At 59.2% G+C, this 13,094-nt stretch carries 14 protein-coding genes and 1 tRNA gene; 12 read left to right on the top strand and 3 right to left on the bottom strand.

Features of this window, described 5'->3' with window-relative positions; all coding sequences use genetic code 11:
• Nucleotides 1–52: 52 nt before the first annotated feature.
• A complete protein-coding gene (locus tag VWZ81_RS05860) occupies nt 53–1,711 on the bottom strand; it encodes a UDP-N-acetylglucosamine-peptide N-acetylglucosaminyltransferase (RefSeq protein WP_416540182.1) in 1,659 nt (552 codons plus the stop codon).
• A 236-nt stretch (nt 1,712–1,947) separates the two neighbouring features.
• Nucleotides 1,948–2,037, bottom strand: a tRNA-Ser gene (locus VWZ81_RS05855).
• Between the two features lie 152 nt (nt 2,038–2,189).
• On the opposite strand from VWZ81_RS05855, the gene VWZ81_RS05850 reads away from it, so the two are divergent.
• From VWZ81_RS05850 to VWZ81_RS05820, 7 genes are all read left to right on the top strand, one after another.
• Nucleotides 2,190–3,008, top strand: coding sequence for a DUF2059 domain-containing protein (locus VWZ81_RS05850; RefSeq protein ID WP_416542299.1), 819 nt, complete (start codon nt 2,190–2,192; stop codon nt 3,006–3,008).
• Nucleotides 3,009–3,271: 263 nt separating this feature from the next.
• Nucleotides 3,272–3,862 carry a 50S ribosomal protein L21 gene (locus tag VWZ81_RS05845; RefSeq protein ID WP_340545554.1) on the top strand — a complete coding sequence of 197 codons (591 nt, stop codon included), beginning with the start codon at nt 3,272–3,274 and terminating at the stop codon, nt 3,860–3,862.
• An 11-nt stretch (nt 3,863–3,873) separates the two neighbouring features.
• The gene (gene rpmA, locus VWZ81_RS05840; RefSeq protein WP_340545555.1) at nt 3,874–4,143 is read left to right on the top strand and encodes a 50S ribosomal protein L27; all 270 of its coding nucleotides are present in this window, start codon (nt 3,874–3,876) and stop codon (nt 4,141–4,143) included.
• 191 nt (nt 4,144–4,334) lie between these two features.
• On the top strand, nt 4,335–4,874 hold the full coding sequence (locus VWZ81_RS05835; RefSeq protein ID WP_340545556.1) for a GNAT family N-acetyltransferase: 540 nt from the start codon (nt 4,335–4,337) through the stop codon (nt 4,872–4,874).
• A 108-nt stretch (nt 4,875–4,982) separates the two neighbouring features.
• Nucleotides 4,983–6,017: a GTPase ObgE gene (gene obgE / locus VWZ81_RS05830; RefSeq protein ID WP_340545557.1), complete on the top strand. Its 1,035-nt coding sequence runs from the start codon at nt 4,983–4,985 to the stop codon at nt 6,015–6,017.
• Complete coding sequence (gene proB, locus VWZ81_RS05825; RefSeq protein ID WP_340545558.1) at nt 6,005–7,111, top strand: glutamate 5-kinase; 1,107 nt, start codon at nt 6,005–6,007, stop codon at nt 7,109–7,111. The genes obgE and proB overlap by 13 nt, the downstream gene beginning before the upstream one ends.
• Nucleotides 7,112–7,185: 74 nt before the next feature.
• A complete protein-coding gene (locus tag VWZ81_RS05820) occupies nt 7,186–8,451 on the top strand; it encodes a glutamate-5-semialdehyde dehydrogenase (protein WP_416542298.1) in 1,266 nt (421 codons plus the stop codon).
• 78 nt (nt 8,452–8,529) lie between these two features.
• On the opposite strand, the gene VWZ81_RS05815 is transcribed toward VWZ81_RS05820, so the two are convergent.
• A complete protein-coding gene (locus VWZ81_RS05815; RefSeq protein ID WP_340545560.1) occupies nt 8,530–9,126 on the bottom strand; it encodes a histidine phosphotransferase family protein in 597 nt (198 codons plus the stop codon).
• 28 nt (nt 9,127–9,154) lie between these two features.
• Between VWZ81_RS05815 and VWZ81_RS05810 the strand changes: the two genes are divergently transcribed.
• The 5 genes from VWZ81_RS05810 (at nt 9,155) to tsf (ending at nt 12,966) form a co-directional block, all read left to right on the top strand.
• The gene (locus VWZ81_RS05810) at nt 9,155–9,340 is read left to right on the top strand and encodes a DUF3553 domain-containing protein (protein WP_061049281.1); all 186 of its coding nucleotides are present in this window, start codon (nt 9,155–9,157) and stop codon (nt 9,338–9,340) included.
• Between the two features lie 105 nt (nt 9,341–9,445).
• On the top strand, nt 9,446–10,207 hold the full coding sequence (locus tag VWZ81_RS05805) for a GNAT family N-acetyltransferase (protein ID WP_416542456.1): 762 nt from the start codon (nt 9,446–9,448) through the stop codon (nt 10,205–10,207).
• On the top strand, nt 10,204–11,049 hold the full coding sequence (locus VWZ81_RS05800) for a lysophospholipid acyltransferase family protein (RefSeq protein ID WP_416542297.1): 846 nt from the start codon (nt 10,204–10,206) through the stop codon (nt 11,047–11,049). Before VWZ81_RS05805 ends, VWZ81_RS05800 begins: the two co-directional genes overlap by 4 nt.
• A 188-nt stretch (nt 11,050–11,237) precedes the next feature.
• Nucleotides 11,238–12,011 carry a 30S ribosomal protein S2 gene (gene rpsB, locus VWZ81_RS05795; protein ID WP_340545562.1) on the top strand — a complete coding sequence of 258 codons (774 nt, stop codon included), beginning with the start codon at nt 11,238–11,240 and terminating at the stop codon, nt 12,009–12,011.
• Between the two features lie 79 nt (nt 12,012–12,090).
• Nucleotides 12,091–12,966 carry a translation elongation factor Ts gene (gene tsf / locus VWZ81_RS05790; protein WP_340545563.1) on the top strand — a complete coding sequence of 292 codons (876 nt, stop codon included), beginning with the start codon at nt 12,091–12,093 and terminating at the stop codon, nt 12,964–12,966.
• The last annotated feature ends 128 nt before the right edge of the window (nt 12,967–13,094 follow it).

Genomic DNA, 13,094 nt, shown 5'->3' with positions numbered 1-13,094 from the left:
TTGATATCTCCCGCACGATCCTACCTTTTGTATCAGAGCCGGATCGTGAACCTCACGTTACGGGTGTGTTCAGTGATGCCTCATAAATCGTTCGAAGAACCTCTTCGAAGTCTTTTGTCCAACCCTTGGTGTCGAATAGCGGGAGTGCGTAGCGGTTTTCACTAAGGTGCCTCTTGAGCCGGTGCATTTCCTCTGGGTCTTGTGCCAGGCTAACGGCCTTGTCGATGAAGTGTTTTTCTGACTTCACAGATAGTTCTGGAAGACCTGCGGCATTTAGTATGCTTGTCGCTACCCGCGCGGAAAACTGTTTTCCGTAGATAGTAAGGATTGGAACACCTGCCCAGAGCGCATCAGACGCAGTTGTGTGAGCATTGTAGCTGAAGCAATCAAGACAAAGATCGACCTGTGAAATCCTGTCCAGATGTTCCGACTGAGGTAACACCGTACAAGGTATTATCCGCTCGGGGCTGACACCAAGAGCGCGCGCTTTGTCGAAAATAGCGGCAGAGTTGTCTTCCTTACCGGTGTAGAATAGCAAAACTGAATCTGGAGCACGTTTCAGGACTTTCATCCAGGCCGAGAACTCGCGAGGGCCAACTTTGTAGGTGTTGTTCAAATTTGCAAAGACGAACTTGTCGTCTGGAAGACCATAGCGTGACCGGCTGTTTTCAGGCTTTGGAACATAGCGGCAATTGCTGTTAGGCTGGTAACAGGTCGGCATTCTAACGATGTCTTCACTGTAAAATTGTTCGTCTTCTTCGGGTACTGTGATGTTATCTGCGATCATATAGTCCATCGTGGCCATTCCAGATGTCCCTGGAAAGCCTAGGAATGACACCTGAGCCGGTGCGGCCCGGACTGCGAATATCTCTTGCTTTGCATCGGCGGTGTCGCCTTTCAGATCAACCGCGACGTCGACGTTATCATCAATCGCCAGCTGAGCGATTTCTTCAGCTGTCAGCCGTGATACATCCCGATATATATCGGCAAATTCCCGTATGAACCTATTTTGCCGCGACCGTTCGCGCGGCTTGATATCGTAGACAAAGAACTGGAATTGATCGCGATTATGGGCTTTGAGCGCTCCTTCGAATAGATGCATCGTTGCATGTTCATGGAAGTCGCTGGAGAAGTAGCCAATTCGTATTTTATCGCCTGGTTGATGCGGTGGCACCGTCTTGCCCGCAGAGTGCGGTGCCCGCGCATAGGCATTTGTTAGCTGGCTCTGTGGGTTATCAATATAGGCGAGCAGCGCCAGAGGATCGAAGGCGTGACCGTTCTGTATAATCCTCAGAATTGTGGACGCCTCTTGCTTATTATCTTCCCAAGATAGAAATTGTCTTCGAAGCCGCATGACCAACGGCAGTGCAATAGGGCTGTTTGCGTCGATAGAAAGGGCGACCTCCAGCATTTCAAGCGCATCCCGGTCAAACCCGCCATCTTTCAAGCGTGACCCAAGTGCGGCTATGAAAACCGAATTTGTCGGCGCAAGCGATAGGGCTTTCCTCTGCAGCTTGATCGCGTCTTGAATGCGCCCGGATTGGGAAGCAACAACTTCCGCAAGATAGTGATAGCTGAGTGCTGTCTGACCCTCGCATTCAATCGAACTGCGCATCAGTGTTTCAGCCTCTGAAAATTCGCCGTTTCTCATCAGCAAGACAGCGCGATTGTATATCGGGCTGTCAAATCCCTTTGGGAATGCAACGGTCACAACGCAACTCCTGCCCTTGCTCTCCCTTGTTTTTATATAAAATTCTTAAGAACCCGTTATGATGGGCGGATTAACGCTCCTCGATCGTGCTGTGGTGTTTTGATGGTGACCGACCGGCATATCTACGTACCACCCCCTGGGAGGCATTGGTCGAGGGCCAATCCATGCGGGGTTATCCTGTAAGAACTGCACTATCCCCTTAGAAATTATCGGCTTCATGAATTTCAGGGGAACAATGGCGGAGAGACAGGGATTCGAACCCTGGGTTCCCGTGAAGGAACAACGGTTTTCGAGACCGCCCCGTTCGACCACTCCGGCACCTCTCCGCGGGGGGTGAGGGCCGTTTAAAGTGGAAAGCTTGGGCGCGCAAGGGGGGATTTTGCGCTTTCTGCAGGAAATCGGAATTTTCATTGTCTCGCGCGATAAAACCCTTAGATTTCGTGGTATGAAACAGCTTTCACCCCTCCGAAAACTTCTGATGCGACCGCTCTTGGGCCTTGTTCTTGCATCGTTATTTGCATTCTCCGGCGCGCAGGCAGCGGATCGTGACCGGGTTGTCGCGTTCCTTGAAACAACTGGTTTTGACGTCGCGCTGGACAGTATCGCACTCTCGGCTGAGATGGCACCGGGTATGCTGGGTGTTGATGCCGGTGATTTTGGCGCAGCCTGGGTAGAGCTGTCGCAGGATGTCTTTGACCGCAGGGAAATGCGCGAGATCGCCCTTGGCATTCTGGAGGAAACGCTTGAGGAGGACGCGCTGTCCCATGCGGCGGAGTTCTACGCCAGCCCGTTGGGCGCACGTCTGGTGAAAGCGGAGAACGCGTCTCACATGGTGGAGGATGACGAAACCAAGCAGCAGGCGGGCATGCGCATTATCTCCGATCTGGTGGCGGACGGCAGTGATCGCCCGCATCTGTTTCAGCGCATGGGGCTGGCGCTGGATTCCGATGGCACCGGGGTGAAGGCGGTGCAGGAGATCCAGTTCCGCTTCCTGATGGCTGCCAGCGCGGCTGGGGTGATTGACCTGCAGCTCGATGCAGATGGGCTGCGTGCATTGATGAAGGAGCAGCAGGCGTCGACGCGGATGGCGATGCAGGCGGCCAATCTGGCAGCCAATGCCTATACCTATCAGGGGTTCAGCGACGCAGAACTGGAGCAATATATCGCCGCGCTGGAGCATCCGTTGATGCAGCGGGTCTATGAGCTGCTGAATGCGGTTACATTCGAGATCACCGCCAACCGCTTTGAACTTCTGGCCTATCGTCTGAAGGGGCTTGAACCGGCGCAGGATCTGTAAGGGGCAATCCGCGCCCGAAGTGTGAAACATCCCTGCAAAACACGGCGCGACACTGGCCACTGGCGTAGGGGCAGCGCAGGGTTGACACGCTGCTCAATTCGCCGCATAAGCCCGCATCCCGGCCCGGATTCCCTGTGCCGGGGTTTATTTGTCATACGCCCTCAGGGGGCGCGCTGTTCGAGGTGGCCCACGGGCCGAAACACCGACCGTATCGCAGGATACATCCGGGACCGTAGGACGCGGGTAGAAAAGGAAAGACGCATATGTTTGCGGTCCTCAAAACCGGCGGCAAGCAGTACAAAGTTCAGGCCGGCGATATGCTGCGCGTGGAAAAATTGGCTGCTGATGCTGGCGAAACAATCCAGTTCAACGACATTCTGATGCTCGGTGGTGATGCACCGGTTGTGGGTGCGCCCTTTGTGGATGGTGCTGCGGTTCAGGCCGAAGTCATCGACCAGATCAAAGGCGAGAAGGTCATTCACTTTGTGAAGCGCCGTCGTAAGCACTCCTCCAAGCGCACCAAGGGCCACCGTCAGAAGCTGACCCTGGTCAAGATCACTGAGATCCTGGCCTCCGGCGCTGACAAGTCCGGCGTGAAAGCTGCCAGCGGCCAGGGCTCTGCTCCTGCTGCCAAAGCTGCGCCTGCTGCCAAGAAAGCCGCTCCGGCTGCATCGGGCGACGACCTGACTGCGCTGACCGGTGTTGGTCCGGCTGCTGCCAAGAAACTGGAAGAAGCCGGTCTGACCAGCTTTGCCCAGATCGCGGCCTTGTCGGATGCTGACATTGCTGCTATCGACGCGGTCAAAGTGAAACCCGAATGGGTTGAGCAGGCCAAAGAATTGGCTAAAGGCTAAGGAGATAGACAATGGCACATAAGAAAGCTGGTGGTTCCTCACGTAACGGCCGCGACTCAGCCGGTCGCCGCCTTGGCGTGAAACTCTACGGTGGTCAGTCGGCCATCTCTGGCAACATCATCGTTCGTCAGCGCGGCACCAAGTTCTGGCCGGGTGAAGGCGTAGGTCTGGGCAAAGATCACACAATCTTTGCGACCACCGACGGTGCTGTGACCTTCCACAAGGGCCTCAAGGGCCGCACCTTTATTTCGGTTCTGCCAGTGGCGGAGGCCGCTGAATAAGCCGAACCTGAAAGGTGAGACACAATCAGGGGATCGGCGACACCGCCGGTCCCTTTTTATTTTCCCGGGGGCGCAAACCCTAACCAGTTCTAAACGGCTTTGCTGTATGGCAGAGCGCGTCAGTTTGTTAAGGCCCACTAGGTTTACCCGGCCAGATGGTCGGTTTTGTATTCTTCGAGAGGAGCGAGGGCATGAGTTTGGATCATAAAAGAGCAGAACAGCCTGTGATCGATGCGGGACGTTTTGTCCTGCGCCCGCTGCGTAAATCCGACGAGGGGCTGATTGCCCATTACGTGAGCGACGAACGTGTCGCCCGCATGACCACCGCCATTCCGCACCCGCTGCCGCCCGGCGCGATCGAGGCATTTGTTGCCCGCGCAACCGACGAAGAGCGCGAAGAAGATGTCTGGGCCATCGACGGCACCGCAGATGGTGGCGAAGAACTGAAAGGTATCATCAGCCTCAAGCGGCTTGACCGTGACCAGAGCGAGGTCGGCTATTGGATTGCGCCGGTGTTCTGGAACAATGGGCTGGCCTCCGAGGCGCTGCGGGCTCTGGTTGAGACCAATCCGCAAGGGTGCAGCGCGATGTTTGCCAGCGCTTTTCAGGACAACCCCGCCTCGGCGCGTGTCCTGACCCATTGTGGCTTTGAATATCTCGGTGACGCCGAAACATTCTCGGTCGCTCGCGATGCGACGGTGCCAACCTGGACCTACAGCAGAAAACTGTGATTGGCGCGCCGCGCGCTTTGCGTTAAGTCGGGGCAACAGCCCCCGACAGCGGCGGCACGACCCATCTTCCTTCCGCCTGTGGCGGCAGGTCATCAGCAAGGAGCTGACATGAAATTCCTCGATCTGGCCAAAGTCTACATTCGCTCCGGCGCGGGCGGGAACGGCTGCGTCAGCTTTCGCCGTGAAAAATTTATGGAATATGGCGGCCCCGACGGCGGCGACGGCGGCCGTGGCGGGTCAGTCTGGGTCGAGGTGACCGAGGGGCTGAATACGCTGATTGATTTCCGCTATCAGCAGCACTTTTTTGCCAAGAACGGCCAATCCGGCATGGGGCGCCAGCGCACCGGCAAGGATGGCGATGATATCGTGCTGCGCGTGCCGGTTGGCACGGAGATCATGGATGAGGATCAGGAAACCGTTCTTGCGGATCTGACGGAGGTCGGTGAGCGTTTTCTCCTGGCCAAAGGCGGCAATGGCGGCTTTGGCAACCTGCATTTCAAAAGCGCGACAAATCAGGCGCCGCGCCGGGCCAACTCCGGTCAGGACGGGATTGAGCGGACCATCTGGCTGCGGCTGAAACTGATCGCGGACGTCGGCCTGTTGGGCCTGCCCAACGCCGGCAAATCAACCTTTCTCTCGGCGACATCCAACGCCCGGCCAAAAATCGCGGACTACCCGTTTACAACGCTGCATCCGAATCTCGGCGTTGTTGGCATCGACGGGGTTGAGTTCGTTGTGGCCGATATCCCCGGTCTGATCGCAGGCGCCCATGAGGGGCGCGGGATCGGTGACCGCTTCCTTGGCCATGTTGAGCGCTGTGCCGTTCTGCTGCATTTGGTGGATGGGACATCGGAAACCGTCGCGGAGGATTACCAGACCATCATCAATGAGCTGGAGGCCTATGGCGGCGAGCTGGCGGACAAGCCGCGCATCACTGCGCTGAACAAGGTCGACTCCCTTGATGATGAGGAACGCGCGGAGGCCAAAGCCGAGCTGGAAGCCGCCGTCGGCGGTCCCGTCTTCATGATGTCCGGCGTCAGCCGGGAGGGGCTGAACGAGGTGCTCCGTGCCATGCGTACGCAGATCGACGAAGATCGTCTGCGCCAGAAACCTCAGGGGGAGCAGGGCACGTGGCAACCCTGACCGACGCCCGGCGTATTGTCGTCAAGATCGGGTCCGCCCTGCTGGTGGACCGGAACAGCGGCGCATTGCGGGCGGATTGGTTGCGGGCCTTGGCAGAGGATGTTGCCTGGCTGAAATCCATGGGCAAGGACGTGATCCTTGTATCCTCGGGATCCATCGCCCTGGGGCGTCGCGTGCTCGATCTTGCCGCGCGGGAGCTGCCGCTGGAGCAATCGCAGGCGGCAGCGGCGGTCGGCCAGATCCGTCTCGCGCGCGCCTATGAGGAGGCGCTTGCCCCGCATGAGATCACGACCGGGCAGGTGTTGGTGACACTCGAAGACAGCACCGATCGCCGTCGCTACCTGAATTCTCGTGCGACGCTGGAGACGTTGATCGGCCTTGGCGTGGTGCCCATCGTCAATGAAAACGACACCATTGCCACCGATGAGATCCGCTATGGCGACAACGATCGACTGGCGGCGCAGGTTGCGGTGACCGTCGGAGCTGATGCGCTGATCCTGCTGTCGGACGTTGACGGTTTTTACAGCGCCAATCCGGTGCTGGACCCGACTGCGCAGCGTTATGACCGGATTGATCACATCACAGCCGAGATCGAGGCGATGGCCGGGGATGGCGTCTCTGGCCTCTCCAAGGGCGGAATGATCACCAAATTGCTGGCCGCCAAGATGGCGACAGCGGCTGGCTGCGCCATGGCAATCACTGAAGGGTCGCGACACAACCCTCTGAAATTGCTGGAAGACGGTGCGCCGTCCACGTGGTTCTCGGCACAGGGTGATCCGCAGGTGGCGCGTAAACGCTGGATTGCAGCGATGAAAACCCGCGGCGTGATCACCATCGACGAAGGCGCCGCACGGGCGCTAGGTCGCGGCAAGAGCCTGCTGCCCGCGGGCATCCGACATATCGAAGGAGACTTCGGCCGCGGCGATCCGCTGGCCATCCTTGGCCCAGACGGGCGGAAACTGGGGCAGGGGCTCAGCCGGTACACGGCTGAGGAAGCTGCCGCCATTCAGGGACGCCAGTCGGCCGAGATTGAAGCGATCCTTGGGTATGCGGGGCGCGCGGCCGTCATCCACCGCGATGATATGGCGCTGTAACCGTGATCTATGTTAGGGCTGACCCCGCCTGACCACCAGATGTGTCAAAGTGGGTCCACAAAAGGTTTCCAGTGATGAATGAGACGCAAGATATTGCTGCGCTGATGGCTGACATCGGCAAACGTGCAAAGCAAGCCGCCGCAAAACTGGCTGTTGCCAGTGCCGAATGCAAAACCGCCGCGCTGAATGCCGCTGCTGATGCGGTTTGGGACAAGCGGGCAGAGATATTGTCCGCCAATGCCAAGGATCTCGATTTCGGCCGCACCAAGGGGCTTTCGCCTGCGATGATGGACCGTCTGGCGCTGGATGAAGACCGGATTGCCGGAATTGTCTCCGGTCTGCGGGCGGTCGCAGCACAGGCCGATCGGGTGGGAGAAGTGCTGGCGGAATGGTCGCAACCCTCTGGGCTTCAGATCCAGCGTGTTCGCACACCGCTTGGCGTGATCGGTGTCATCTACGAAAGTCGCCCGAATGTCACCGCCGATGCCGGCGCGCTCTGCCTGAAGTCGGGGAATGCGGTGATCCTGCGCGGTGGCTCGGAGAGTTTTCACTCGAGCCAGGCCATCCACGCCTGCCTTGTTGCGGGTCTGCGCAGCGCCGATCTGCCGGAGGATGCGGTCCAGCTGGTCCCGACGCGCGACCGTGCAGCGGTGCAGGAACTGCTGACGATGACCGATACGGTCGATGTGATTGTTCCGCGTGGTGGCAAGGGGTTGGTCGGTCTTGTCCAGCGCGAGGCCCGAGTGCCGGTCTTTGCGCATTTGGAGGGGATCGTGCATATTTACCTCGACAAGGCTGCAGATCCGCAAAAGGCGTTGGAGATCGTGCTGAATGCCAAGACGCGCCGCACCGGCATCTGTGGCGCTGCGGAATGCTTACTCATCCACCGGGATATCGCGGATACGATTGGGCGCGACGTGCTGACCGCGCTGGCCGCCGCCGGTGTGGAAATCCGCGCCGAGGCTGGTCTGCCGGGCCCGGATGGCATGACAGAGGCAACCGAAGCCGATTGGGGCTGCGAATATCTGGATGCGATCATTGCCGCCAGACAGGTCCAGGATCTGGACGCGGCCATCGCCCATATCCGCGCGCATCATTCGCAGCACACCGATTGTATCATCACCGAGGATGACGGCGCCGTTGCGCAGTTCTTTGCTGAGCTGGACAGCGCGATCCTGATGCACAATGCCTCAACCCAGTTTGCGGATGGTGGTGAATTTGGCATGGGGGCCGAGATCGGTATTGCAACCGGGAAGATGCACGCGCGGGGCCCCGTGGGCGCGGCGCAGCTGACCAGCTTCAAATATCTGGTGCGCGGGAACGGTGCGGTCCGCAGCTGACAGCATCCAACCCATCTGACATAAAAAAAGCGCTGCAAGTGATTGCAGCGCTTTTATATTTCGGTCGCCTGATGCGGGTTAGAAGTGGATCGTCACCCGCTCCAATGTCTGTTCCACGCGCACGGTGCGCCCCAGATCCTTCGCCGCTTCGGGCAGCATGGCGAATTGGACCAGCGCCGGGGTCACTGTTGCCGAAGAGGTGCCGCCGCTGACGCGCGCCCACAGATCATCGTCGATATTCAGCTTGCTGCCTTCGCCGATGACGGTCCATTTGCCATCCGCGCAGAGGATCTTGACCGTGCCGCCATAGGGCAGGCCGGTTTCGAGGCACAAAGCGGCAAGAAAGGCGAGACGCACCTCGGTCCTGCTCGAGGCCTCCTGCGGCGCCCATTGATATTTCAGCCGCCCGCCCTTGCCGATGTCTTCCAGGACCGACACCACTTCGGCGCGGCTGATCTGCTGTTCGCTGGCTGCGCCAAAGGCAATCCGGAAGAACCGGATACGGGCGTTGGCATTGGCCACGCTGTCGGAGATCAGCTCCAGCTCGGGGCCGGACATATCCCCAGACATTCCAAGCAGTTCGAGCCCGTTGTTGATCGCGCCGATCGGGCTGATCAGGTCATGACAGATACGCGACCCTATCAAAGCCGCGAGATTAGCGTTATCTACTGACATATCTTTCCTCCGAAGTGGGCCATCACGCATGAACGACCTCAACGCTATACTTGCCCCTGGCATGTTCGTGACCCACCCCAACCACCCGGAATGGGGGACGGGGCAGGTCCAGTCCAACGCCGCCGGCAAGATCACCGTTAACTTTCCCGATCAGGGCAAGGTGGTGTTCAACAGCGCGCAGGTGGCCCTTATTCCAGTCTTTGATCCGTCATAAGCGTTGATGAACGGTTAACGCCTGTTCACCAATTTGAACGAAACTTGCACATGCCGTGCCTTATAGGCTAGCTGCACGCAAGGCAAACCATTGATGAGCAAGCTCATGGGCGGCAGTTCTCCTGCATTTCAGGTCAAACTGGCACAGACATCGGCGGATTTACGCGCGGCGCAGGCGCTCAGATACGACGTTTTTGTCAGTGAGCTTGGCGGGGGCGGCGCGCTGGTGGATCACGAGGCAGGGCTGGAGCAGGATCGTTTCGATGCGTTTTTCGACCATCTGTTGCTCTGGGACCAGACGCGCGATGCGGTGGTTGGCGTCTACCGGGTGCTGCGTGGCGATCAGGCGCTTTTGGCCGGGCAGTTCTATTCCGAGGATGAATATGACCTCTCTAAACTGAAAGCTTCGGGTCGTAAGCTTTTGGAATTGGGGCGTTCCTGCCTGCACCCGGACTATCGGGGCGGAACCGCGATGTTTCACCTGTGGTCCGCGCTTTCAGCCTATGTGGCTGAGCATGAGATCGAGGTGCTGTTTGGCGTTGCCAGTTTTCATGGGACGGAGGTTGCGCCGCTGGCCAATGCGCTGTCATCACTGCACCACAACCATCTCGCGTCGGAAGATCTGCGGCCGGTTTCGCGCAGCTACCAATCCATGGACCTGATCCCGGCAGGCGATCTGGACCGTCGCCGCGCCATGCTGGACACGCCGGCGCTGATCAAGGCCTACCTGCGGCTTGGCGGCTGCGTGGGCGATGGCGCCTATATCGACCATGATTTCAACACCACCGATATCTGTCTTGTGCTGGACACTGCACGCATGAACGCGCGTCAGCGACGGATCTACGAGGCAGGGCGCAGCGAGCCATGACCACCTGGGAGGGAGAGGACGCGCCGCCTCCGATCAAGATCAGCGCCATTGGATGGGTGTTGATCCTCGGTCGCGGCCTATGTCTGGGCACGCTGGTCTTTGGCGGCTTGCTGGTGCTGCTGCTGGTGCGCCTGATCGAACGGCCGCTTTGTGGTCTCAGCCGGCCGGTGACGCCGTTCATCACGCAATATGTCTGCCGCAATGCCTTTCGTATTCTGGGCATCGGGTTCCGCACTGAAGGCTCATTGATGACGCAACGCGGCGCAGTGGTCGCCAACCATACGTCATGGCTGGATATTTTTGCTCTGAACGCCCGCAAGCGGATCTATTTCGTCTCCAAGGCGGAGGTTGCCTCATGGCCGGGTATTGGCTGGCTGGCAAGGGCCACGGGCACGGTGTTCATCAAACGCGACGCAAGGGAAGCGCGCCGACAGACGGCATTGTTCCTGCAGCGCCTGCTGCTGGGGCACAAGCTGCTGTTCTTTCCCGAAGGGACATCGACCGACGGGCTGCGGGTGCTGCCGTTCAAGACAACGCTTTTTGCGGCGTTCTTTCACCCCGAGCTGCGCGATATGATCTCGATCCAGCCGGTTTCGGTGGTGTTCTACCCGCCAAATGGAGAGGATCCGCGGTTTTATGGTTGGTGGGGAGACATGGATTTCGGCTCACATCTGCTGAAGACAATGGCGTCGCTGCGTCAGGGCGAGGTGGTGCTGCACTATCATACTCCGCTGCGGGTGTCCGATTTCGCCGATCGCAAGGCCCTTGCGACCGCCTGCGAAGCCGAGGTCAGCGCCGGACATACCGCGCTTTGGCAGCGCATTGGGCAGGGCGCGCGCTGAAATGGCCGGGGCAGGGCGCGGATATATCTTTTGCCCTTGCGCATCCTTCAGCGCTGGCATATACGCGCGCCATTCAATCCGCAGGTGGGGATTGGCCTGACCGGGGGAGACATCCCTGGCAGACCGCCGGTTGGAGCATCCGCTCTGAGACCCCCGCCGAGGCACGAAACCGGAAAAGGAAAAGATACATGGCTCTTCCCGAGTTCTCCATGCGTCAGCTGCTTGAGGCAGGCGTACACTTTGGTCACCAAACCCAGCGCTGGAACCCGCGCATGTCGCCCTTCATCTATGGCGCACGCAACGGCATCCACATTCTGGACCTGACCCAGACCGTTCCCATGCTGGACGCAGCTCTGAACGCTGTCCGCGACACCGTCGCCAAGGGCGGCCGGATCCTGTTCGTCGGCACCAAGCGTCAGGCGGCTCAGCCGATCGCAGACGCAGCTGAGAAATCCGCTCAGTACTTCATGAACCACCGCTGGCTCGGTGGCACGCTGACCAACTGGAAAACGGTTTCCCAGTCGATCAACCGCCTGAAGGAAATCGACGAGAAAATGGCGTCCGGCGCCGAAGGCCTGACCAAGAAAGAGCGTCTGGGCATGGAGCGTGACCAGCTGAAGCTGGAAGCCTCGCTCGGTGGTATCCGCGAGATGGGTGGCGTTCCTGACCTGCTGTTCGTCATCGACGTGAAAAAAGAAGCGCTGGCCATCGCCGAAGCCAACAAGCTGGGTATCCCGGTTGTGGCCATCGTCGACACCAACTGCTCGCCCGATGGTGTTGACTACATCATCCCCGGCAACGACGACGCGGCCCGCGCCATCGCTCTCTACTGCGATCTGGTTGCCCGCGCTGCTCTGGACGGCATGTCCGCACAGCTCGGCGCCGCAGGCGTTGATCTTGGCGCCCTGGAAGAGGCACCGGCAGAAGAAGCCGTTGCTGAAGACGCCGCCGCTGACGCCTGATCCGTCCTGTCACGGAGTTGACATGCGGGGCAGGCTATCACCTGCCCCATATCCGTTTTTGAATTGAGGAGAGCCTAAGATGGCAATTACTGCATCCATGGTTAAGGAACTGCGCGACAGCACCGGCGCAGGCATGATGGACGCCAAGAAGGCGCTGACCGAAACCAATGGCGACATGGAAGCCGCCGTTGACTGGCTGCGCACCAAGGGTCTGGCAAAAGCGGCCAAGAAATCCGGCCGTACCGCCGCAGAAGGCCTGGTCGCCGTGGTCGTCGAAGGCAACAAAGGTGTTGCCGTCGAAGTGAACTCGGAAACCGACTTTGTCGGCAAAAACGCCGAGTTCCAGGAAATGGTGTCCGGCATTGCCAAGACCGCAGTGAACGCAGCCGATGTCGACGCGCTGCTGGCAGCGGACATGGGCGGCAAAACCGTTGCCGAAACCCTGACCGACAAGATCGCCACCATCGGTGAGAACATGGCCGTGCGCCGTATGGCCTCCCTCGAAGGTGAAACCGTTGTGTCCTATGTGCACAACGCTGCGACCGCAGGCATGGGCAAGATCGGCGTATTGGTTGCCATGAACGGCGGCGACGAAGCGATCGGCAAGCAGATTGCGATGCACATCGCAGCTGTGAACCCCGCCGCGCTGAGCGAAGCGGAGCTGGACGCCTCTGTTGTTGAGAAAGAAAAGCAGGTCCAGATGGACATCGCCCGCGAATCCGGCAAGCCGGAGCAGGTGATCGAGAAGATGATCGTCGGCCGCATGAAGAAATTCGTGGCTGAATCGACCCTGCTGAACCAGCAGTTCGTTGTGAACCCTGACCTGACCGTTGAAGAAGCGGCCAAGGAAGCAGGCGCCACCATCACCGGTTTCGTGCGTCTGGAAGTCGGCGAAGGCATCGAAGTCGAAAAAGAAGACTTCGCAGCTGAGGTTGCTAAGGCAGCCCAGGGCTAAGCCCGACGCGGGCTAACGCCCGATCGTAAGACAATTAAAGGCCGACGAACGCGTTTCGTCGGCCTTTTCCTTTGTGACAACGCAATGTGAAAGGCGCGGCGATCAGGGGCAGGGCGCGTCAGCAGCGC

Origin of the sequence: Phaeobacter sp. JH20_34 (assembly GCF_048056095.1) — a bacterium.
GTDB classification, from domain to species: Bacteria; Pseudomonadota; Alphaproteobacteria; order Rhodobacterales; family Rhodobacteraceae; genus Phaeobacter; species Phaeobacter bryozoorum.
This window is presented reverse-complemented; position numbering and strand designations above follow the sequence as displayed.

Bases quoted from the DNA above. Each gene is read 5' to 3' on its own strand.
- VWZ81_RS05845 (WP_340545554.1), top strand. From the start codon at position 3,272: ATGTTTGCGGTCCTCAAAACCGGCGGCAAGCAGTACAAAGTTCAGGCC.
- rpsB (WP_340545562.1), top strand. From the start codon at position 11,238: ATGGCTCTTCCCGAGTTCTCCATGCGTCAGCTGCTTGAGGCAGGCGTA.
- VWZ81_RS05820 (WP_416542298.1), top strand. From the start codon at position 7,186: ATGAATGAGACGCAAGATATTGCTGCGCTGATGGCTGACATCGGCAAA.
- VWZ81_RS05850 (WP_416542299.1), top strand. From the start codon at position 2,190: ATGCGACCGCTCTTGGGCCTTGTTCTTGCATCGTTATTTGCATTCTCC.
- obgE (WP_340545557.1), top strand. From the start codon at position 4,983: ATGAAATTCCTCGATCTGGCCAAAGTCTACATTCGCTCCGGCGCGGGC.
- tsf (WP_340545563.1), top strand. From the start codon at position 12,091: ATGGCAATTACTGCATCCATGGTTAAGGAACTGCGCGACAGCACCGGC.
- VWZ81_RS05815 (WP_340545560.1), bottom strand. From the start codon at position 9,126: ATGTCAGTAGATAACGCTAATCTCGCGGCTTTGATAGGGTCGCGTATC.
- rpmA (WP_340545555.1), top strand. From the start codon at position 3,874: ATGGCACATAAGAAAGCTGGTGGTTCCTCACGTAACGGCCGCGACTCA.
- VWZ81_RS05810 (WP_061049281.1), top strand. From the start codon at position 9,155: ATGAACGACCTCAACGCTATACTTGCCCCTGGCATGTTCGTGACCCAC.
- VWZ81_RS05800 (WP_416542297.1), top strand. From the start codon at position 10,204: ATGACCACCTGGGAGGGAGAGGACGCGCCGCCTCCGATCAAGATCAGC.
- VWZ81_RS05835 (WP_340545556.1), top strand. From the start codon at position 4,335: ATGAGTTTGGATCATAAAAGAGCAGAACAGCCTGTGATCGATGCGGGA.
- VWZ81_RS05805 (WP_416542456.1), top strand. From the start codon at position 9,446: ATGGGCGGCAGTTCTCCTGCATTTCAGGTCAAACTGGCACAGACATCG.